The sequence below is a fragment of the Streptomyces sp. NBC_01089 genome, from assembly GCF_045162975.1.
In the GTDB taxonomy this organism is placed as follows: domain Bacteria; phylum Actinomycetota; class Actinomycetes; order Streptomycetales; family Streptomycetaceae; genus Streptomyces.
Genome location: NZ_CP108660.1, coordinates 6,085,889 through 6,106,635 on the forward strand (window position 1 = coordinate 6,085,889; position 20,747 = coordinate 6,106,635).

Here is a 20,747-nt window from a genome sequence, read left to right on the forward strand (position 1 = left end):
TCCGGGCGCCCTCCGGGGGTTCCGGATGCGAAGTGGAACTGGTATCAGTTTCTGATACAGCGTCAGAAAGTTTCCCCCGGGAGGCAGTCAGTCATGACCGAGCTCGTGGAACACCGGCAGCTCTTCATCGGCGGGGAGTGGGCGGAACCACTCGGCACCGACGTCATCGAAGTCGTCTCGCCCCACACCGAGCAGGTCATCGGACGCGTGCCGCACGCCTCCGAGGCCGATGTGGACCGCGCTGTCGCCGTGGCGCGGCAGGCGTTCGACGAGGGCCCCTGGCCCCGGATGTCACTGGACGAGCGGATCGAGGTGATCACCCGGATCAAGGACGCCTTCGCCGTGCGGTACGAGGAGATCGCCCGGGTCATCAGCGCGCAGAACGGCACCCCGTACACCTCCAGCACCATGGTCCAGGCGCTCGCCGCGATGATGGTGTGGGACGCGGCGATCACGACCGCCCGCGCCTTCCCGTACGAGGAGCACCGCGACGGCGCCCTCGGCAAGCTGCTCGTACGCCGTGAGCCGGTCGGGGTGGTGGCCGCGGTCGTGCCGTGGAACGTCCCGCAGTTCACGGCCGCCGCCAAGCTCGCCCCCGCGCTGCTCGCGGGCTGCCCGGCGATCCTGAAGGTCTCGCCGGAGACCCCGCTGGACGCCTATGTGCTCGCCGACATCGTCAGTGAGGCCGGACTGCCGAAGGGCGTGCTGTCGATCCTCCCGGCCGACCGCGAGGTCAGCGAGTACCTGGTCGGGCACCCCGGTGTCGACAAGGTGTCGTTCACCGGATCGGTCGCGGCGGGCAAGCGCGTGATGGAGGTCGCCGCCCGCAACCTCACCCGCGTCACCCTGGAGCTGGGCGGCAAGTCCGCGGCGATCATCCTGCCCGACGCCGATCTGGAGGCGGCGGTCGCGGGCATCGTGCCGTTCGCCTGGATGATCAACGGGCAGGCGTGTGTCGCCCAGACCCGGATCCTGGTCCCGCGCAGCAGGTACGACGAGATCGCCGAGGCGTTCGCCGCCGCCGCGGGCGCGCTCAAGGTCGGCGACCCGATGGACCCGGAGACCGAGGTCGGCCCGCTGGTGGCGCGCCGCCAGCAGCAGCGCTCCCTCGACTACATCCGCACCGGCCAGGAGGAGGGCGCCAAGATCCTCACCGGCGGCGGCCGTCCGGCGTCCCCCGGGAGCGGCTGGTACGTCGAGCCGACGCTCTTCGGGGACGTCGACAACTCGATGCGGATCGCCCGCGAGGAGATCTTCGGCCCGGTGATCTGCCTGCTGCCCTACGGCGACGAGGAGGAGGCCGTGAAGATCGCCAACGACTCCGACTACGGCCTCAGCGGCAGTGTCTGGACGGCCGACGTCGAGCACGGCATCGAGATCGCGCGCCGGGTCAGGACGGGCACGTACAGCGTGAACACGTTCAGCCTGGACATGCTCGGGCCGTTCGGCGGCTACAAGAACTCCGGTGTGGGAAGGGAGTTCGGGCCCGAGGGGTACGGCGAGTACTTCGAGCACAAGATGATCCACCTCCCCGCCGGGTACGAACCGGCGGCGGGCGGGGCGGAGTAATGGGGGACCGCTGGCACGTGGAGGTCGACCGGTCCGTCTGCATCGGCTCCGGGATGTGTGTGAACCACGCGCCGGACGGCTTCGCGCTCGACTCGGCGCGCCAGTCGCACCCGAAGACACCGGAGACCGACGCCAACGAGAAGGTGCTGGCCGCGGCGGAGGGCTGCCCGGTCGAGGCCATCGTGATCACTCTCCTGGAGAGCGGCGAGACGGTCTTCCCGCCGGACGACTAGGGGGTGTCCGCAAAGTCGCGTCGTCGCCCGCCGGGCGGGGTCAGTCGCCGTCCGGGCGGGTCAGGTCGATCAGCCGGCAGACCGTCTCGATGTCGATCTTCACCTGGGCGATCGAGGCCCGCCCGGACAGCCAGGTGATCAGCGCGGAGTGCCAGGTGTGCTCGATGACCCGGACCGCCGAGAGCTGTTCGGGGGTCGGGCGCTCCAGGCCCATCGCGTCCAGGATGATCGCCGTCGTCAGCCGGGAGACGGTGTCCACCTCCGGGCTGACGCTCCGGTCGGCGAAGGTCAGCGCGCGCACCATCGCGTCCGCCAGATGCGGTTCGCGCTGGAGCGCGCGGAAGGCGCCCATCAGGGTCGAGGCGACCCGCTCGGCGGGGGTGTCGCCCGCGGGCGGCCGCTTGCGGAGGGCGGTGTGCAGATGCTGGAGCTGGTCCTGCATGGTGGCGACCAGCAGATGGACCTTCGACGGGAAGTACCGGTAGAGCGTGCCGAGCGCCACCGACGAGGACTCGGCGACCTCACGCATCTGCACCGCGTCGAAGCCGCCGCGGCTGGCCAGCTGGGCGCTCGCGTGCAGAATCCGGCGGCGGCGCGCCTCCTGCCGTTCCGTCAGGGCCGGCGACGCAGGCTTGGCTTCCACAGTCATCTGTCCCATCCGATCCCGCCGTGGCGCGAATCACCCGATCCGGCTGTTACGACGGAGCTACCTGCCGGTAGATTCGAAGCTCATTGAACGATCAAGTCTGGCCGAGTTCTTCCGGGGGCGCCCCCTCGGGCCCCAGGCTTGCAAGAACTTGTTCTAGATTAGCGTGAGCGACTACGCTCCGCCGGGACTGCTGCGAGAAGGGGGCCGAGTGTGACAGCTGAGGCCATAGAAGCGGGCCCCCTCGCCGGCGGATCCGCCGCCGGCGCCCAGGGTCCACTGCGCATCGCGTTCCTCACGTACAAGGGCAATCCTTTCTGCGGAGGCCAGGGCGTCTACGCCCGGCACCTCTCACGGGAGCTGGCCCGGCTCGGCCACAGCGTCGAGGTGATCGGCGCCCAGCCCTTCCCGGTGCTGGACGAGGGCGTACCGCTCACCGAGCTGCCCAGCCTCGACCTGTACCGCAGCCCCGACCCCTTCCGTACCCCGGGACGCGACGAGTACCGCGACTGGATCGACGCCGTCGAGGTGGGCACGATGTGGACCGGCGGCTTCCCCGAGCCGCTGACCTTCTCGCTGCGCGCCCGGCGCCATCTCCTCGCCAGGCGCGGCGAGTTCGACGTCATCCACGACAACCAGACCCTCGGGTACGGGCTGCTCGGCGACCTCGGCGCCCCTCTGGTCACCACCGTCCACCACCCCATCACCGTCGACCGGCGGCTCGATCTGGCGGCCGCCGACGGCTGGCGCCGCCGCGCCTCCGTACGCCGCTGGTACGGCTTCACCCGGATGCAGAAGCGGGTCGCCCGCAGGCTGCCGTCCGTCCTGACCGTCTCCGGCTCCTCGCAGCAGGAGATCATCGAGGACCTCGGGGTGCGCCGGGACCGTATCCACGTCGTGCACATCGGCGCCGACACCGAACTCTGGTCGCCCGACCCGGCCGTGGCCGAGGTGCCCGGCCGGATCGTGACGACATCGAGCGCCGACGTACCGCTCAAGGGCCTCGTCCACCTGGTCGAGGCGCTCGCCAAGCTCCGTACCGAGCACCCGGCCGCCCACCTCGTCGTCGTCGGCAGGCGTGCCGAGGACGGGCCGGTCGCGCAGGCCATCGAGCGGTACGGACTCGACGGCGCGGTCCGGTTCGTCAAGGGCATCAGCGACCAGGAACTGGTCGACCTGGTGCGTGGCGCGCAGATCGCCTGTGTGCCCTCGCTCTACGAAGGTTTCTCACTGCCGGCTGCCGAGGCGATGGCCACCGGCACCCCGCTGGTCGCGACGACCGGCGGGGCCATCCCCGAAGTGACCGGCGCCGACGGCGAGACCTGCCTCGCGGTGCCGCCTGGCGACGCGGGCGCGCTGTCCTGCGCCCTGTCCCGGCTGCTCGCCGACCCCGTACTCCGCACCCGCCTCGGCACGGCCGGGCGGGAGCGTGTCCTGGCCCGCTTCACCTGGAAGCAGGCCGCCATCGGCACCGCCGAGCGCTACCGCGAAGCCATCGCGGCCCGCCGCCCCGGCACCCCGTCCGTGTCGGCCTAGGCCCCCGAGGGCCCCCAGTGGCCCTCGGGCCACCCCCTCCCATCCTCCTAGCGAAGAAGGCAGACCCCCGTGCTGACCGTGGACTTCTCCCGCTTCCCGCTCGCCCCGGGCGACCGTGTGCTCGACCTCGGCTGCGGCGCGGGCCGGCATGCCTTCGAGTGCTACCGGCGCGGCGCGCAGGTCGTGGCGCTCGACCAGAACGGCGAGGAGATCCGCGAGGTCGCCAAGTGGTTCGCCGCCATGAAGGAGGAGGGCGAGGCACCGGCCGGTGCCACCGCCACCGCCATGGAGGGCGACGCGCTCAACCTGCCGTTCCCCGACGCCTCGTTCGACGTCGTGATCATCTCCGAGGTCATGGAGCACATCCCGGACGACAAGGGCGTGCTCGCCGAGATGGTCCGGGTACTCAAGCCCGGCGGCCGGATCGCGATCACCGTGCCCAGGTACGGACCCGAGAAGGTCTGCTGGGCGCTCTCCGACGCCTACCACGAGGTCGAGGGCGGCCACATCCGCATCTACAAGGCGGACGAACTGCTCGGCAAGATCCGTGAGGCGGGGCTGCGGCCGTACGGCAGCCACCACGCGCACGCGCTGCACGCCCCGTACTGGTGGCTCAAGTGCGCGTTCGGCGTCGACAACGACAAGGCGCTGCCGGTCCGCGCCTACCACCAGCTGCTGGTCTGGGACATCATGAAGAAGCCGCTGGCCACCCGGCTCGCCGAGCGCGCGCTCAACCCGGTCGTCGGCAAGAGCTTCGTGGCGTACGCGACCAAGCCGCACACCCCGCGGGTGGGCGCGTGACCTCACCGGGCCGTACGGAACATCTCGTCCTGCCCGGAGTCCTCACCGCCGAGCAGGCCGCCCGCACGGTCGCCGGGATCCTCGCCGTCCAGCGCGAGGACGGCGCGATCCCGTGGTTCCGCGGGCACCACCTGGACCCCTGGGACCACACCGAGGCCGCCATGGCACTGGACGCCGCGGGCGAGCACGAGGCCGCCGAGCGGGCGTACGACTGGCTCGCCAGGCACCAGAACGCGGACGGCTCCTGGTACGCCGCCTACCAGGACGGCGACCCGGCACGGATCACCGACCGGGGCCGGGAGACCAACTTCTGTGCCTATGTCGCCGTCGGCGTCTGGCACCACTATCTGGCCACCGGCGACGACACGTTCGCCGACCGGATGTGGCCCGTCGTGTACGCGGCGGTCGAGTTCGTGCTCCAGCTCCAGCAGCCGGGCGGCGAGATCGGCTGGAAGAGGGAGCCGGCGGACGAGGGCGGGGCGGCGGTCGAGGACGCGCTGCTGACCGGTTCCTCATCGGTCTACCAGGCACTGCGCTGTGCGCTCGCGCTCGCCGAGGAGCGCGAGGAGCCGCAGCCCGACTGGGAGTTGGCGACCGGGGCGCTGGGGCACGCGATCCGCAGCCACCCCGAGCGCTTCCTGGACAAGAGCCGCTACTCGATGGACTGGTACTACCCGGTGCTCGGCGGCGCGGTCGGCGGAGCCGCGGCGAAGGAGCGGATCGACGCGGAGTGGGACCGTTTCGTCGTACCCGGCCTCGGGGTGCGCTGTGTGCTCCCCAACAACTGGGTGACCGGCGGCGAGAGCTGTGAACTCGCCCTGACGCTCTGGGTGATGGGGGAGTCGGACCGGGCCCTGGAGATCCTCCAGTCGATCGGACACCTGCGGGCGGACGACGGCATGTACTGGACGGGCTATGTGTTCGACGACCGGGCGCTGTGGCCGCTGGAGCGCACCAGCTGGACCGCGGGGTCGCTGCTGCTCGCGGTGGCCGCGCTCGGCGGGGACGAGGCGACGACCGCGGTCTTCGGCGCGGAGCGGCTGCCGTCCGGGCTCGAACCCGACTGCTGCCGCTGACGGTGCGCCCGGGGCCGGGCGCACCGCCGCGTGAATCCGTACGGGAGATCCGTACGTGGCGGCCGGGCGGGGAACCCGTACGGACCGCCCCGGGTCGCGGTGCCCGCGCGTCCGGGTGACGCTGCGGCTGTACGGCGTACACAGTCCGCGTCCCCGTGCGCCCCATCCGCTCCCGGTCCCCGGAGGTCCGCCGTGGTCACATCGGCCCCGCTCCGCCGCTCCGCAGTCGCCGTGGTCCTGTCCGGCGCGCTGCTGGCAGGCGGCACCGCCTGCGGCAGCGACACCGCCAGGCACACCACATCGGCCGCTCCGGCCGCATCCGCTTCACCGACCAGCACCGCCGAGAAGCAGAAGCTGGCCAAGACGCGCTTCGTGGCCAACGCGGGGCTCGCGGCCGGTGCGACCTACCAGTGGATCGTGAAGCCGTACAAGAAGGGCAAGTTCAAGAAGGGCGCGGACCACCGGACCTTCACGCTGATCAAGGCGGGGCTGGCCGGCACCTTCGCGTACAACAGGCTGAAGGCCGCTCTGAAGAACGCCAAGGGCGACCCGCTGCTGGCCAAGGCGGTGGCGCCGCTCACCGCCGGTGTCGCGTCACTGAAGAGCCTGCCAGGCAAGCTGCGCAAGGGGGACGGCGGCGCGGCGGGAAGCTTCGACTCCGTGATCAATTCGGTGAAGGACGCGGGGAAGAGCGCGGGCGCCGAGGTCAAGAACAAGGTTCCGTCCGGCGGCCAGCTGTCCGGTGGCTGACCTGAATCAGCCGGGCTGATCAGGTCGGGATCCTAGGGTAGGGCTATGACGCTACTGGGACATGACCGTTACTGCGACGAACTGCTGCGGCAGACCGGCCTGTTGAGGTCGGCGCTGACCGGAGCCGACCTGACGGCGACGGTGTTGACCTGCCCCGACTGGAGCCTGGGCGAGCTGGCCCGCCATGTGGGCCGCGCGCACCGCTGGGCCGAGGCGATCGTACGGACGAAGGCGACGGAGGCCGTTCCGCCCGACCAGGTGCCGGACAGCGAGGGTGCGCCCGACGACGCTCCCGCGGCTCTGGACACCTGGCTGGAAGCGGGCGCCGCGCGCCTCGCGGCGACCCTGCGGGAGGCCGGCCCTGACGCCGCGGTCTGGACATGGGCGGCCGACCGGCGCGCCGGGTTCTGGGCGCGCAGGATGGTCCATGAGACGGCCGTGCACCGGGCGGACGCGGCGCTGACGGCGGGTGTGCCGTTCGAGGTGGAGCCGGAGGTCGCCGCCGACACCATCGACGAGTGGCTGGAGATCCTGGCCTTCGCCCAGGCGTCGGGCGACAAGGACGTGGCCGATCTGCGGGGCGCGGGCCGGTCGATCCATCTGCATGCCACGGACGCGGCCGACGCGGAGTGGCTGATCGAGTTCGGCGACGACGGGTTCAGCTGGCGCCGGGGGCACGAGAAGGCGACGGTGGCGCTCCGGGGGCCGCTGGTGGATGTGCTCCAGGTCTTCTACCGGCGGCTGCCCGCGACGAGCGACCGGGTGGAGGTCCTGGGGGACCGGGAGCTGCTGGACTTCTGGCTGGAGCGGGCCTCGTTCTAGGCCGTGTCCGCCCTGCTGTCCCGCTCCGGGCGGGCGGGACAGCAGGGCGCGGTGGGGCGTGGTCGGACGGCGGTGGGGCTCAGGTGTTCAGCTCGGCCAGCACCCGCAGGGTGGTGGTGTCCGGGGCTGCCACCAGCAGGTCGGTCACCGGGCCCTTGCGCCACAACTCCAGCCGCTCCTTGATCCGTTGGCGCGGTCCCACCAGCGAGATCTCGTCGGCGAACGCGTCCGGGACGGCCAGCACCGCCTCCTCCTTGCGGCCCGCGAGGAACAGCTCCTGGATCCGGTGCGACTCGGCCTCGAAGCCCATCCGCGCCATCAGGTCCGCGTGGAAGTTGCGGGCCGCGTGCCCCATGCCGCCGATGTAGAAGCCCAGCATGGCCTTCACCGGGAGCAGGCCGTCCGCCACGTCGTCGCAGACCTGCGCACGGGCCAGCGGCGCGATCATGAAGTCGTCGGGGAGCCCGGTGAGCGACGCGTCGTAGACGTCGGAGCGGGTCGGTGACCAGTACAGGGGGAGCCAGCCGTCCGCGATCCGGGTGGTCTGGGCGATGTTCTTCGGCCCCTCCGCCCCCAGCAGGATGGGCAGTTGGGCCCGCAGCGGATGGGTGATCGGCTTGAGCGGCTTGCCGATTCCGGTGGCGTCCGCGCCCCGGTACGGATGCTGGTGGAAGCGGCCGTCCAGCTCGACCGGCGCCTCCCTCCTCAGGACCTGGCGGATGACGTCGACGTACTCCCGGGTCGCGGTGAGCGGGCTGCGGGGGAAGGGCCTTCCGTACCAGCCCTCCACCACCTGGGGGCCCGAAAGTCCCAGGCCCAGCATCATCCGGCCGCCGGAGAGGTGGTCCAGGGTGAGGGCGTGCATCGCGGTGGCGGTGGGGGTACGGGCCGCCATCTGCGCGATCGCCGTACCCAGCCGGATACGGGAGGTGTGCGCCGCGATCCAGGTGAGCGGGGTGAAGGCGTCGGAGCCCCACGCCTCGGAGGTCCACACCGACGTGTAGCCGAGGCGCTCGGCCTCCTGGGCCAGTTCGAGATGGCCGGGTGTCGGGCCACGGCCCCAGTAGCCGAGGGCGAGTCCTAGCCGCATCGTGAAGCCTTCCGGTCGCACGGTATCTGACGAGTCGCCAGGCGACTTTAGGCGCAACGGCCCCCGCCCGGAAGGGGCGGGGGCCGTGAGGAGTCGCACGTCAGGGCCGGGGTTCGACCCGGCCTGCCCCGAGGGCAGGCCGCGAGCGCGGGGCTTCAGCCGCGCTGGATACCGGTGGTGTCCTGGAGCACACCGCGCCGGCCGTCCTGCGTCTGTGCGATCAGACCGGGGCCGCGCTGCTCGACCGCGAGGTACCAGGTCCCCGGGGCCAGTTCGGCGATGGGGGACGGCGAACCGTCCTCCGCGTACAGCGGACGGGCCACCGGAACCGCGAACCAGAACGGCGCGAACTCCCCCGCGGGGGCGGCTGCCGCCGGCTGGGACTGCTGGGTGGGGGCGGGCTGCTGGGTGTCCTGCGGCTGACCGGGGTGCCCGGCCTGGCCTCCGAACGCCGCGGGCTGCGCCTGCCCCGGCTGCGGCTGGGCGCCGTAGGGGTGCTGGGCCTGCGCACCCGGGTACCCGTAGCCCTGGCCGGGCGCACCGGCCGCCTGCACGCCGTACGGGGACGGCGTCATGGCCGCAGGCTTCGGGGCGCTCAGCAGCGGGCCCTTGAGCGCGGGCACGAGCGGCCCCGCGACAGCTCCGCCCGCGAGCACCAGCGCCGCGATGAACCCGAGGATCAGACCGGCCCCCCGGTTCGACGCGTCGATCAGGGTCCAGAAGGCCGTCCACGCGGCGAAGACGGTGAACGCGACACCGAACTGGGCCATGTCGAGGCCGACGACCTTGCGCGGCTGCGGCAGGGCGCGGGCCACGGTGATCAGGGCGGCCCCGATGACGCCGGCCAGGTAGATGCCCATCAGCGTGCCCAGTGAGTCCCAGGCGCTGGGGTTGTCCAGGTTGGCGCAGTACGAACCGCTGCACTGATTGCCGTAAGAGGTGAGATCGAGGAACGAGGCGATGAACAGCACCACCGCTGCTCCGATCACCACGCCGTCGCCTCGTGTGAGGGAGCGGATGTTCACGTAAGAATCCTTAGTAGGTCGGCTCGTCGGGGCGGCGTGGAGCTCGGGGGCGGCTCCCCATCGTAGGGGTGAATCTATCGTCTGCCCCTGCGGGTCGTGTGTCGGGTCTCGTCACTCCGCGTGGAGAAAGCCGCTGATGCCGTCCGCGATCCCCTGTGCGGCCTTCTGGCGCCAGCTCGCGCTGGTGAGCAGAGCGGCGTCCTTGGGGTCACGCATATTGCCGCATTCGATGAACACTTTGGGCACAGTTGAGAGATTGAGGCCGCCGAGATCGCTCCTGGTGTCCAACCCCGTACCGCCGTCGATGTAGTTGGAAGGCGCGGTTCCGGTATCCCGGACAAACGTTCCGGCGATCCTGGTGCCGAGGTCGCGCGACGGGGCCACGATGTCCGCGGTGTTGGCCGCACCCGCTTTGACCAGGGCGGGAAGGATCACATGGAAGCCGCGGTGGCCGACGGACGAGCCGTCGGCGTGCACCGATACGGCCGCGTCCGCTTTCGCTTTATTGCCGGCGGCGGCCCGTTCGGTGACGCAGGGGCCGAAACTGTGGTCGTCGTTCTGGGTGAGCTCGACCTTCGCCCCCTGCTTTTCGAGCAGCGAACGCAGCCGGTGCGAGACATCGAGCGTGAAGCGGGCCTCGGCATAACCGTTATTGGTCGAAGTGCCGGTGGTGTCGCACTCTGTTGTGCCCTTACCGATATTCACCCGGCGGTTGATTTCGGTCGGGTGACGGTAATTGTTCGGGTTGTGCCCGGGGTCGATCACCACGACTTTTCCCGCGAGCGGTCCGTGACCGGCCGCTTCACCGCGGCCGGGCTTGTCGTCGCCGGTCGTCCCGGTCGGGGTGTGCGTGGGAGCGGCGCCGGGGGTGCTGCCCCCGGTGGGCGCCGGGGCCGGGTTCTTCGCCGACACGCTGTCGTCGGGACCGCCCACGGCGTGCCAGATCAGCCAGCCCGCCAGACAGGCGGGCACCAGGGCGGCGACCGTGATCACCCCGGGCGTACGGAGGCGGCGGGAGAGGGCGGGGCGGTGGTCGTCATCGTCGTCGTACAGCACGGAGCGAGCTTAGACCGGCACGGCACCTGGGGGTGGGGCCGCCGTCAGGTGCCGGCGGGGCTCAGATGCCTGTGCCGGTGCGCCGCAGGACGCGGAGCGAGCCGGTCACGGAGATCTCGGTGAAGGCGCCGGACGCGAGAGCCCTGAGGTAGACGCGGTACGGGGCCTGGCCGCCGTCGGCCGGGTCGGGGAAGACGTCGTGGACGAGCAGCAGCCCGCCGTCCGCGAGGTGCGGGGCCCAGCCCTCGTAGTCGCCGCTCGCGTGCTCGTCGGTGTGGCCGCCGTCGATGAACACCAGGCCGAGCGGTCCGCCCCAGGCCCGGGCGACCTGCGGGGACCGGCCGACCATCGCGATCACATGGTCTTCGAGACCGGCCTTGTGCAGGGTGCGCCTGAAGGTGGGGAGGGTGTCCATGAGGCCGACCTCCGGGTCCACGACGGAGGGGTCGTGGTACTCCCAGCCGGGCTGCTGCTCCTCGCTGCCGCGGTGGTGGTCGACGGTGATCGCGGTGACCCCGGCCGCGCGCGCGGCGTCGGCGATGAGGAGGGTGGAGCGGCCGCAGTAGGTGCCGACCTCCAGGAGCGGGAGGCCGAGACCGGCGGCCTGCGCGGCCGCCTCGTACAGCGCGAGCCCTTCGTCCGCGGGCATGAATCCCTTGGCGGCCTCGAACGCGGCCAGGGTCGCTGGCGTGGGGGCGGCGGCCATGGGGATCCTCCTGCTACGGGACGGGACAAGACGGGATCGGTCTGTATTGCGGGGCGGGGCGAGACGGGATCGGTCTGTTTTACGGGCGGGGCGGGACGAGACCGGTCGGACCGGATGGGGCAGCGGCCTGGTCGGAACCGGGCAGCGGTCTGACCGGGCCGGGTCATGCTAGTGCGGCGGTCCGGGGGCCCCGCGCGGGACCCCCGGACCGGCCGGTCCGGCTACCGGGTCGCGTTCTCCCGTACGTCCGCCCCCAGCCTCAGGTCCACCGTCACCTGTTCGTCCACGCTCGTGTACGCGACATGGGTGGCGAGCGGCGGCAGGCCGGGCGCCGTGGCGGCGAGGATGTACGTACCGGCCGACCGTGCGGCGAGCGCGAAGGCGCCCGTACCGTCCGCGACCACGATCCCCGACTGCCGGCCGCGGTGGTCGATCAGTGTGACCGTGGCGCGCGGCACCGCGGTGCCTTCGGCGTCGAGCACCTGGCCGCGGAACCCGCGGAAGACACGGTCCCCGCCGCCGGTGAGGGTCTCCGCGGCCTCCGTGGCCTCGGCGACCGGCGCCGTGATGCCCTCGCTCGTGGCGACGGGCTGCGCGGGCGCTGCCATGCGCTTGCGCGAGGGCAGGAACACCGCGAAGACCAGGCCGATGACGACCGCGCCCGTGGCGATCATGAACGAGGTACGGAAGCCGTTCATGCTCGGTACGGACACCGGGCCCATCGCGACCGACGAGTGCGCGAGCACCATGCCGATCACCGCACTCGACACCGAGGTGCCGATGGAGCGCATCAGTGTGTTCAGGCCGTTGGCCGCGCCGGTCTCGGAGGGGTCGACCGCGCCGATGATCAGCGCGGGGAGCGAGGAGTAGGCGAGACCGATACCGGCGCCGACGACGACCGAGATGATGATGGTCTGCCAGGGCGCGCTCATCAGGGCGAGCCCCGCCCCGTAACCGACCGCGATGATCAGCATGCCGATCATCAGCGAGATCTTGGGGCCGTACTTCGCGGCGATCCTGGCGTAGACCGGCGCGGTCAGCATCATCGTGAGGCCGAGCGGCGCCACGCACAGGCCCGCGACCACCATCGACTGCCCGAGGCCGTAACCGGTCGCCTTCGGCAGCTGGAGCAGCTGCGGCAGGACCAGCGAGATGGCGTAGAAGGCGACACCGACCATGATCGACGCCAGGTTGGTGAGCAGCACCTCACGGCGGGCCGTGGTGCGCAGGTCGACCAGAGGGGCCGCGATCCGCAGCTCCATCAGGCCCCACAGCAGCAGGATGGCGACCGCCCCGGCGAAGAGCCCGAGCGTGGTGCCCGAAGTCCAGCCCCAGTCGGAGCCCTTGGTGATCGGCAGCAGCAGACAGACCAGACCGGCCGAGAGGCCGAGCGCGCCGATGGTGTCGAAGCTGCCGCGGGCGCGGGTCGACGACTCCGGTACGAAGATGAGGGTGAGGGCCATCGAGACGACGCCGAGCCCGGCGGCGCCGAAGAACAGGGCGTGCCAGTCGGCGTGCTGGGCCACCAGGGCGGCGGCCGGCAGGGCGAGTCCGCCGCCGACGCCGATGGAGGAGCTCATCAGGGCCATGGCCGAGCCGAGCTTCTCGCGCGGCAGCTCGTCGCGCATGATGCCGATGCCGAGCGGGATGGCGCCCATGGCGAAGCCCTGGAGCGCGCGGCCGACGATCATGATCAGCAAGTTGTCGGTGAAGCCGCAGATCAGCGAGCCGATCACCATGACGGAGAGGCTGGCGAGCAGCATCCGCCGCTTGCCGTAGAGGTCGCCGAGCCGTCCCATGATCGGGTGGCTATCGCGCCCGCGAGCAGCGTGGCGGTCATGACCCAGGTGGCGTTCGACGGGGCGGTGCTCAGCAGCGTCGGCAGGTCCTTGATGACCGGGACGAGCAGCGTCTGCATGACGGCCACGACGATGCCTGCGAAGGCGAGTACGGGGACGATGCCGCCCCTGCCGCGTGGCGGGCGCGGTTCCTCGGCGATTGTCTCGGGCAGCAAGGGAGCGGCCTGTGTCATGCGGGAAGCCTCCGGGGCGTAAGTGGTTGCATCGTGAAAGCTTCCGGAGGGCGCGGGGTATTCCGGTAAAGGCCATATAAGTGCCGCGTGATCTGTATCACCCGGCCTCACCTCCGTATCTGACCTTCCGTCAGAATGTAACGTGTTCTAGTCTCGCTGCGCATGGGCATCGGAATCACGCAGGAGCAGAGGGAGTTGGCCGACGCCGTCCGCGGGCTGCTGGCGCGCGAGGCGCCACCGGGGAAGGCCCGCGAACTGCTCGACGCACCACCGGCCGGAGGCGGCGAGTGGCGTGGGGGCTGCGAGCCGGGTGGGAGCGGCGGAGGCGGCCAGGGCGGCGGGCGTGGTGAAGGCGGCGGGGCCGGCGCTGGTGGCAGGGGTGCGCTGCCCGCACACTGGGCGGCGCTCGCCGCGCAGGGGCTGCTGGGCGCGCACCTCCCCGAGGAGTACGGAGGGGGTGGCGGCGGCCTCCTGGAGCAGGCCGTCATCCTGGAGGAGGCGGCCCGTGCGGCGCTCCCCGGCCCGTATCTCCCGACCGTGCTGGCCTCCGCCGTGCTGCACCGGGCCGGGCGCCCCGACCTCGCAGCGCCCCTCGCGGACGGGCGCGGGACCGGCGCGGTGGCCCTGGGTGAAGCGGGCGATCCGGTACTCGGCGGCGCTGAGGCCGGTCTGATCCTGCTCCGGCACGAGGGGCGCTGGGCCGCCGTGGACGCCGCGGGGCTCGATGTGCGCGCCCAGCAGAGCGTGGACCCGACCCGGCCGACCGCCGAGGTGCGGCTGCGGGCGGACATCCCCGAGGACCGGCTGCTGACGCTCGATCCCGGACTCGTCACCGATCTGGCGGCGGTCCTGTTCGCCGCCGACGCCTGCGGGACGGCGGCCTGGGCGCTGCACACCGCCACCGAACACGCCAAGGTGCGCGAGCAGTTCGGGCGGCCCATCGGCCAGTTCCAGGCCGTCAAGCACCTCTGTGCCGACATGCTGCTGCGGGTCGAGCAGGCCAGGGCGCTGACCTGGGACGCGGCACGGGCCGCCGGGGAGGACGCGGGCCCGGCGGGTACGGGCGGTGGCGCGGCAGGGGCAGGGGCAGAGGCAGGCGAAGGTGTGACCGGCGGCCCGGCGGCCGCACGCGGGCTGGTCGCGTCCCTCGCCGCGGCCACCGCGCTGGACGCCGCCCACAGCTGCGCCAAGGACTGCATCCAGATCCTCGGCGGCACCGGCTTCACCTGGGAGCACGACGCCCATCTCCATCTGCGCCGCGCCGTCGTCGCCCGGCAGCTGCTCGGCCCCGGCGACACCCACCGCGCGCGGGCCGTGCGGCTCGCCGCCTCCGGTGCGCGCCGGGAACTGCGCCTGGAGCTGCCCGCCGAGGCCGCCCCGTACCGGGAGAAGGCCCGCGAGGCGATCGCGGCCGCCCGTGGCCTCGAACCGGCCGAGGCCCGCCGTGTCCTCGCCCCCACCGGATACGCCGCGCCGCACCTGGCGGAGCCGTACGGCCTGGGCGCCGGACCGGTCCAACAGCTCGCCGTACAGCAGGAGATGGCCGCCGCCGGGGTGCGGATCAGTGACCTCGGGATCGCCACGTGGGTGGTGCCCTCGCTGCTCACGTACGGGACGGACGAGCAGCGCGCCCGGTATCTGGCCCCGACGCTCCGCGGCGACGTGCTCTGGTGCCAGCTCTTCTCGGAGCCGGGGGCCGGATCCGACCTCGCGTCGCTGCGCACCCGCGCGGACCGGGTCGACGGGGGCTGGCTGGTCAACGGCCAGAAACTCTGGACGTCGGCCGCGCAGTGGGCCGACTACGGGATCCTGCTCGCCCGTACGAACCAGGAGGCGCCCCGGCACCAGGGGCTCACCTACTTCCTGGTGGACATGAAGCGGACCTCAGGGATCGACATCAGGCCGCTCAAGGAGATCACCGGCGACTCGCTCTTCAACGAGGTGTACTTCGACGATGTGCTGCTGTCCGACGACGCGGTGCTCGGCGCGGTCGACGACGGCTGGCGGGTGGCCCGCAACACCCTCGGCAACGAACGCGTCCACATGGCCGACCAGTTGACCTTCCCCACCGGACTCGAAGCGCTCATCGCCCGGTCGGACGGCCTCGACGGCGCCCAGCGGGCCCGGATCGGCGCGCTCGCCGCCGAGGCGCACGCCCTGGCCTGCATCGGGCTGCGCACCACGCTCCAGCAGGTCTCCGGTCTCGAACCGGGCGCGGGCGCCTCCGTACGGAAGCTGGTGCAGACCCCGCACCAGCAGAAGGTCGCCGAGCTTGCGCTCGAACTGCTCGGCCCGGCGGGTGCGGTCCGCGAGGGCGTGGGGGAGCGGGCCGTGCACGGCTTCCTGATGTCACGCTGTCTGACCATCGCGGGCGGGACCACACAGGTACAGCTCAATGTCGTCGCCGAACGGCTGCTCGGCCTGCCACGTGACCCGTGAGCCAACTGGGTCACCCCGAAGGGGCCTTCACTCCGCCAGGATCACGTCATGGCCCCTTTTGCGGGCGTTTTGGCCGGACCCCGGATCCCGACCCCCGGACCCGCGGCCTTCCGCTGACCGCTTCCCGCTGCCACTATGCATTTAACTGACGGAGTGTCAGATTCGAGAGTGTGGGGCGCGAGACCGGACACAGGGCGCCCGGCGGTGCAGCCGGGCGCGTGACCGGGGCAGCGGGCCCGGGAGGCGGGACAGGACCATGAAGGCGTACATCGTCGGCGTCGGGATGACCAAGTTCGAGAAGCCGGAGAGCCGTGACTGGCAGTACTGGGACATGGCGAAGGAGGCAGGCACCCAGGCGCTCGCCGACGCCGGCGTCGCCTATGAGCAGGTGCAGCAGCTGCCCGTCGGCTACTGCTTCCAGGCGTCCACGGCCGGCCAGCGCGCGGCCTACGAGCTGGGGCTCACCGGGATACCCGTCTACAACGTCAACAACAACTGCGCCACCGGGTCCACGGCGCTGATGATGGCGCGGCAGTTCGTGGAGGGCGGTATCGCCGACTGTGTGCTCGCGCTCGGCTTCGAGAAGATGCAGCGCGGCGCGCTCGGCGGCGGCGCCGACAGCGGGGACTTCAAGACGTCGCCGGTGGCCAGGCACTACGGGATCATGGCCGCGGGACACGGCTTCGAGATGTCGCCGCCCACCGCCCAGATCTTCGGCAACGCCGCCCGGGAACACATGGAGCGGTACGGGACGACCGCCGCCCAGCTGGCCGCTGTCGGCGCCAAGAACCACCGGCACTCGGCGGACAACCCGCGCGCCCAGTTCCAGGACGTCTACACCGTGGACGAGATCCTGGCGGCGAAGACCATCCACCGCCCCCTCACCAAACTCCAGTGCTCGCCGACATCCGACGGCTCCGCCGCGGCCGTCGTCGTGTCCGAGCGGTTCGTCGTCGAACACGGGCTGCACGACAAGGCGGTGGAGATCGCCGGACAGGCCATGACGACGGACACCGAGGAGAGCTTCGCCTCCGGCTCGTGCATCGACGCGGTGGGCCGGCCGATGTCACGCGAGGCGGCACGGCAGGCGTACGAGCGGTCCGGGCTCGGCATCGACGACGTGGACGTCGTCGAGCTGCACGACTGCTTCTCGGTCAATGAACTGCTGACCTACGAGGCGCTGGGCATGTGCGCCGACGGGGAGTCGGGCAAGCTGGTGGAGAGCGGGGCGACGACACACGGCGGCCGGTGGGTGGTGAACCCGTCGGGCGGCCTGATCTCCAAGGGCCACCCGCTGGGCGCGACCGGTCTGGCCCAGGCGGCCGAACTGGTCTGGCAGCTGCGCGGAGAGGCCGGCGGCCGCCAGGTCTCCGGCGCCCGGGTCGGGCTCGCGCACAACATCGGTCTCGGCGGGGCCGCGGTCGTGACGCTGCTGCGGCGGGGCTGAGGACACCCCGGGCCGAGGGCCGGGGGACCGGAGCCGCAAGACCTGCGGACCAGGCGTACTGGGCCGATATGCGGATGCCCGGTGCGGTGCGCTGATGCCACGATGGCACTCATGCTGCGCACATCATCGAACGCCCGCACCACCACACGAGGGCCGGCCCCGACCACCCGTACCTGGCCGGTGGTGCTCGCCGCGTGCGCGGGTCAGTTCCTCGTGGTCCTCGATGTCTCCGTCGTCAATGTCGCCCTGCCCTCGATGCGCACCAGCCTGGATCTCAGCGCCACCGGGCTGCAGTGGGTGGTGAACGCGTACGCCATCGCCTTCGCCGGTTTCATGCTCCTCGGCGGCCGGGCCGGTGACCTCTTCGGCCGCAAGCGGATGTTCCTCGTCGGGCTCGGGCTCTTCACGCTCGCCTCGCTCGCCGGCGGGCTCGCCCAGCAGGAGTGGCACCTGCTCGTCGCGCGCGCCGTCCAGGGGCTCGGCGCCGCCGTGCTGGCCCCGTCGACGCTCACCATCCTCACCTCGGCCGTCCCGGAGGGCGCCGCACGCGCGCGGGCCATCGCCACCTGGACGGCCGTCGGCGCGGGCGGCGGCGCGGCGGGCGGTCTGGTCGGCGGGGTGCTGACCGACGCGCTCTCCTGGCGCTGGGTGCTGCTGATCAATGTGCCGGTCGGCGCGCTCGTCCTGGTGGGCGCGGCCCGCTGGATCTCCGAGAGCCGGGCCGCGGGCGCGCGGCGGCTCGACCTGCCGGGCGCGGTGCTGGTCACGGCAGGCACCGCCACCCTGGCGTACGGGATCGTGCAGACCGAGGCCCGGGGGTGGACGGCCGCGGCGACCCTGGTGCCGCTGCTCGCCGGGCTGCTGCTCATCGGGCTCTTCCTGGCCGCCGAGGCGCGCACCACGCTGCCGCTGATGCCGCTGAAACTGTTCCGGGTACGCGCGGTGGCCGCCGCCAACGCCGCGATGTTCGTGTGCGGCGCGGGCAGCTTCGGGATGTGGTTCTTCATGACGCTGTACGCCCAGAACGTGCTCGGCTACTCGCCGCTCCGCGCCGGACTCGCCCTCATTCCCAGCTCGTTGAGCGTCGTCGCCGCATCCAAGTTCGCCCCGCGGCTGATGCCGCGCTTCGGTGCCAGGAACCTGGCGTTCGCCGGCATCCTGATCACCGTGGCCGGATTCGGCTGGCAGTCGACGATGACCGCGCACGGTGCGTACGTCACCTCGATCATGCTGCCCGGCATGCTGATGATGGCCGGTGCCGGTCTCGCCATGACCCCGCTCACCTCGCTCGCCACATCGGGCGCGGCGCCCGGCGACGCGGGCCTGGTCTCCGGCCTGGTCAACACCTCCCGCACGCTGGGCGGTTCCCTGGGCCTCGCGGTCCTGTCGACCGTCGCCGCCTCCCGTACCCGGGGCGGCACGGGGGCCGAGGCGCTGACCGAGGGGTACGCCCTGGCGTTCCGGTGCGGCGGATTCATCCTGCTCGCGGGTGCGCTGCTGATGCTGGTGTGGATGCCCGGGAGGCGTAAGCAGGTCATCGGCCGCCCGGTCGCCGCCTCGGAGCCGTCCGGCGACTGACCGCGCCCGCCCCCGCCTCAGAGCCAGCCCTGCTGCCGGGCCGACCGTACGGCCTCCATGCGGTTGCGGGTGCCGGTCTTGCCGATCGCGGACGAGAGGTAGTTGCGGACCGTCGACTCCGAGAGGTGCAGCTTCCCCGCGATGTCCGAGACGGTCGCCCCGTCCACCGACGCGTTCAGCACATCGCACTCGCGCGCCGTGAGTGGGCTGGGCCCGGCGCTCAGCGCGGCCGCGGCCAGGGCCGGGTCGATGACCGTCTCCCCGGCCAGCACCCGCCGGATCGCGGCGGCCAGATCCTCCACAGGACCGTCCTTGACCAGGAATCCCGCGGCGCCCGCCTCCATCGCGCGGCGCAGATATCCGGGCCTGCCGAACGTGGTGAGGATCAGCACCCGGCACTGAGGCGCCCGCGTCCGCAGCTCGGCGGCCGCGTCGAGCCCGCTCAGGCCCGGGAGTTCGATGTCGAGCAGTGCCACATCGGGTTTCGCGTCCAGGGCCGCCGCGACGATCGCGTCGCCCGTGGCCACCTGGGCGACCACCTCGATGTCGTCCTCGAGGCCGAGCAGCAGGGCGAGAGCTCCCCGCATCATGCCCTGGTCCTCGGCGAGGAGGACTCGTACACAACGGGCCGGGTGGTCCTGCGGCGTTTCGTTCACGGAGACAGATTAGGGCGGGAGGACCACCGGCTACGAGGGGCCCGGTGTGCCGTGCACCGCCCCGTGGGCCGCGCCGGGTGCGGCGTCCGTGGCGGTGTCCTGGGCGGCGTCCGGTGCGGTGGTCTCCACCGGCAGTTCGGCCACCAGGCGGAAACCGGACCGCTGGCCCGGGCCCGCCTGCAGTGAGCCGCCCGCCGCCGCGAGACGTTCGGTCAGGCCCTTCAGCCCGCTGCCCGGTGGCGTCGAGCCGACGCCCCGGCCGTTGTCACTGATCACCAGCCGCACCCGTTCCGGCTTCTCGCCGTCCACGGTGATCTCGCACCGGGTGGCCCCGCTGTGCCGTACGGCGTTGGTGACGGCCTCCCTGACGACCCAGCCGAGCAGGGACGCGCTCTGCGGTTCCAGCGGCGGCCCCGACTGCCGTACGACAGGCTCGATACCGGCTGCGGTCAGCGCGGAGCGTGCGCTGTCCAGCTCGCCGGCCAGACTGGCGTCCCGGTAGCCGGTGACCGCCTCGCGGATCTCGGTGAGGGCCTGTCTGCCGACGGTCTCGATGTCGGAGATCTGGGAGAGCGCGGCGTCGATGTCGCGCGGTGCCAGCCTGCGGGCCGCCTCCGACTTCACCACGATCACCGACAGGGTGTGGCCGAGCAGATCGTGCAGATCGCGCGAGAAGCGCAGCCGCTCCTTCTCCACGGCCGAACGGGCCAGCTCCTGACGGGTGGAGCGCAGCTCCATGACGGTCTCGGAGAGCGTCAGGATCGCCGCCGTCACCGCCCCCGAGATGAATGTGCCGTACCCCAGCGTCCAGGGGTCCCACGGGCTGTGCCCCTCGCTGCCCGAGATGTAGCCGGCGGAGCCGGAGATGACCATCAGGGTGAAGCCGAGCCGCCGGTCGCGCAGGGTGGTGCCCACGGCCAGCGAGAGCAGCGGGAAGTACAGCAGCCAGCTGCCGCCGTAGCCGAGGGCCAGACCGTAGGTGATGGCGGCCATCGCGCCGAGCAGCCAGAGCGTCGTACGGCTCTGCCGTCTCTCCTTGTGGAACGCCCGGAACGTCACCGAGATGTAGAGGGAGTTGAAGGCCAGCAGCCCGGCCCCGCCGATCCACGGGTTCGGGGCCTCGCCGCCGATCAGGTTGGAGAAGCTGCCCAGGCCGAGCAGCAGCCACGGCAGCAGCGTGAAGGCGTTCGGCGGGCCCGGCCGTTTCCGGTCCCTGATGTCCTTCCGCCGCCGCGCGCGGTTTCCGCAGCGCCGCCTCAGCAGGTCCAGCTTCGCGTGCATGATC

General features: G+C 72.0%; 17 protein-coding genes and 1 pseudogene. 10 read left to right on the plus strand and 8 right to left on the minus strand.

The features are described 5' to 3' along the window. The first annotated feature begins 93 nt into the window (after positions 1–93). Together OG510_RS27355 and OG510_RS27360 are read left to right on the plus strand one after the other, a co-directional pair. Positions 94–1,569, plus strand: a complete 1,476-nt coding sequence (locus tag OG510_RS27355; protein ID WP_406140288.1) for an aldehyde dehydrogenase — start codon at positions 94–96, stop codon at positions 1,567–1,569. Next, positions 1,569–1,802, plus strand: a complete 234-nt coding sequence (locus tag OG510_RS27360; protein ID WP_406140289.1) for a ferredoxin — start codon at positions 1,569–1,571, stop codon at positions 1,800–1,802. The genes OG510_RS27355 and OG510_RS27360 overlap by 1 nt, the downstream gene beginning before the upstream one ends. Before the next feature lie 40 nt (positions 1,803–1,842). On the opposite strand, the gene OG510_RS27365 is transcribed toward OG510_RS27360, so the two are convergent. After that, complete coding sequence (locus OG510_RS27365) at positions 1,843–2,451, minus strand: TetR family transcriptional regulator (protein ID WP_406140290.1); 609 nt, start codon at positions 2,449–2,451, stop codon at positions 1,843–1,845. 210 nt (positions 2,452–2,661) lie between these two features. On the opposite strand from OG510_RS27365, the gene OG510_RS27370 reads away from it, so the two are divergent. From OG510_RS27370 to OG510_RS27390, 5 genes are all read left to right on the plus strand, one after another. After that, positions 2,662–3,984, plus strand: coding sequence for a glycosyltransferase family 4 protein (locus tag OG510_RS27370; RefSeq protein ID WP_164265931.1), 1,323 nt, complete (start codon positions 2,662–2,664; stop codon positions 3,982–3,984). A gap of 69 nt (positions 3,985–4,053) precedes the next feature. Continuing rightward, complete coding sequence (locus OG510_RS27375) at positions 4,054–4,785, plus strand: class I SAM-dependent methyltransferase (protein WP_164265932.1); 732 nt, start codon at positions 4,054–4,056, stop codon at positions 4,783–4,785. Then, entirely contained in the window at positions 4,782–5,861 is a 1,080-nt protein-coding gene (locus OG510_RS27380; protein WP_406140291.1) for a prenyltransferase, read from the plus strand. The genes OG510_RS27375 and OG510_RS27380 overlap by 4 nt, the downstream gene beginning before the upstream one ends. A gap of 192 nt (positions 5,862–6,053) precedes the next feature. Beyond that, positions 6,054–6,611: a hypothetical protein gene (locus OG510_RS27385; protein ID WP_406140293.1), complete on the plus strand. Its 558-nt coding sequence runs from the start codon at positions 6,054–6,056 to the stop codon at positions 6,609–6,611. Positions 6,612–6,656: 45 nt separating this feature from the next. Then, a complete protein-coding gene (locus OG510_RS27390) occupies positions 6,657–7,433 on the plus strand; it encodes a maleylpyruvate isomerase family mycothiol-dependent enzyme (RefSeq protein WP_406140295.1) in 777 nt (258 codons plus the stop codon). Positions 7,434–7,512: 79 nt separating this feature from the next. On the opposite strand, the gene OG510_RS27395 is transcribed toward OG510_RS27390, so the two are convergent. From OG510_RS27395 to OG510_RS27415, 5 genes and pseudogenes are all read right to left on the minus strand, one after another. Further along, complete coding sequence (locus OG510_RS27395; RefSeq protein WP_406140297.1) at positions 7,513–8,523, minus strand: LLM class F420-dependent oxidoreductase; 1,011 nt, start codon at positions 8,521–8,523, stop codon at positions 7,513–7,515. Between the two features lie 155 nt (positions 8,524–8,678). Next, positions 8,679–9,548 carry a hypothetical protein gene (locus OG510_RS27400; protein WP_406140299.1) on the minus strand — a complete coding sequence of 290 codons (870 nt, stop codon included), beginning with the start codon at positions 9,546–9,548 and terminating at the stop codon, positions 8,679–8,681. Between the two features lie 111 nt (positions 9,549–9,659). Beyond that, entirely contained in the window at positions 9,660–10,604 is a 945-nt protein-coding gene (locus OG510_RS27405; protein ID WP_406140301.1) for an N-acetylmuramoyl-L-alanine amidase, read from the minus strand. Between the two features lie 61 nt (positions 10,605–10,665). Further along, a complete protein-coding gene (locus tag OG510_RS27410) occupies positions 10,666–11,310 on the minus strand; it encodes a class I SAM-dependent methyltransferase (RefSeq protein ID WP_406140303.1) in 645 nt (214 codons plus the stop codon). Positions 11,311–11,531: 221 nt separating this feature from the next. Next, a pseudogene (locus tag OG510_RS27415) lies at positions 11,532–13,342 on the minus strand (MFS transporter). A 162-nt stretch (positions 13,343–13,504) separates the two neighbouring features. Between OG510_RS27415 and OG510_RS27420 the strand changes: the two are divergent. The 3 genes from OG510_RS27420 to OG510_RS27430 all read left to right on the plus strand — a co-directional run bounded on the left by OG510_RS27420 (position 13,505) and on the right by OG510_RS27430 (position 18,806). Beyond that, on the plus strand, positions 13,505–15,781 hold the full coding sequence (locus OG510_RS27420; protein ID WP_406140305.1) for an acyl-CoA dehydrogenase: 2,277 nt from the start codon (positions 13,505–13,507) through the stop codon (positions 15,779–15,781). A gap of 256 nt (positions 15,782–16,037) precedes the next feature. Beyond that, on the plus strand, positions 16,038–17,228 hold the full coding sequence (locus tag OG510_RS27425) for a lipid-transfer protein (protein ID WP_406140307.1): 1,191 nt from the start codon (positions 16,038–16,040) through the stop codon (positions 17,226–17,228). A 111-nt stretch (positions 17,229–17,339) separates the two neighbouring features. Next, positions 17,340–18,806 carry an MFS transporter gene (locus OG510_RS27430; RefSeq protein ID WP_406140309.1) on the plus strand — a complete coding sequence of 489 codons (1,467 nt, stop codon included), beginning with the start codon at positions 17,340–17,342 and terminating at the stop codon, positions 18,804–18,806. Between the two features lie 17 nt (positions 18,807–18,823). Here OG510_RS27430 and OG510_RS27435 read toward each other — a convergent pair whose 3' ends face one another. Next, positions 18,824–19,462, minus strand: a complete 639-nt coding sequence (locus tag OG510_RS27435) for a response regulator (protein WP_406140311.1) — start codon at positions 19,460–19,462, stop codon at positions 18,824–18,826. Between the two features lie 30 nt (positions 19,463–19,492). Next, positions 19,493–20,743: a sensor histidine kinase gene (locus tag OG510_RS27440; RefSeq protein ID WP_406140313.1), complete on the minus strand. Its 1,251-nt coding sequence runs from the start codon at positions 20,741–20,743 to the stop codon at positions 19,493–19,495. Positions 20,744–20,747 lie beyond the last annotated feature (4 nt).

Excerpts from the sequence above, each read along its gene's own strand:
- OG510_RS27355 (WP_406140288.1), top strand. The coding sequence starts at position 94 with ATGACCGAGCTCGTGGAACACCGGCAGCTCTTCATCGGCGGGGAGTGG.
- OG510_RS27360 (WP_406140289.1), top strand. The coding sequence starts at position 1,569 with ATGGGGGACCGCTGGCACGTGGAGGTCGACCGGTCCGTCTGCATCGGC.
- OG510_RS27365 (WP_406140290.1), bottom strand. The coding sequence starts at position 2,451 with ATGACTGTGGAAGCCAAGCCTGCGTCGCCGGCCCTGACGGAACGGCAG.
- OG510_RS27390 (WP_406140295.1), top strand. The coding sequence starts at position 6,657 with ATGACGCTACTGGGACATGACCGTTACTGCGACGAACTGCTGCGGCAG.
- OG510_RS27395 (WP_406140297.1), bottom strand. The coding sequence starts at position 8,523 with ATGCGGCTAGGACTCGCCCTCGGCTACTGGGGCCGTGGCCCGACACCC.
- OG510_RS27410 (WP_406140303.1), bottom strand. The coding sequence starts at position 11,310 with ATGGCCGCCGCCCCCACGCCAGCGACCCTGGCCGCGTTCGAGGCCGCC.
- OG510_RS27420 (WP_406140305.1), top strand. The coding sequence starts at position 13,505 with ATGGGCATCGGAATCACGCAGGAGCAGAGGGAGTTGGCCGACGCCGTC.
- OG510_RS27425 (WP_406140307.1), top strand. The coding sequence starts at position 16,038 with ATGAAGGCGTACATCGTCGGCGTCGGGATGACCAAGTTCGAGAAGCCG.
- OG510_RS27430 (WP_406140309.1), top strand. The coding sequence starts at position 17,340 with ATGCTGCGCACATCATCGAACGCCCGCACCACCACACGAGGGCCGGCC.
- OG510_RS27440 (WP_406140313.1), bottom strand. The coding sequence starts at position 20,743 with ATGCACGCGAAGCTGGACCTGCTGAGGCGGCGCTGCGGAAACCGCGCG.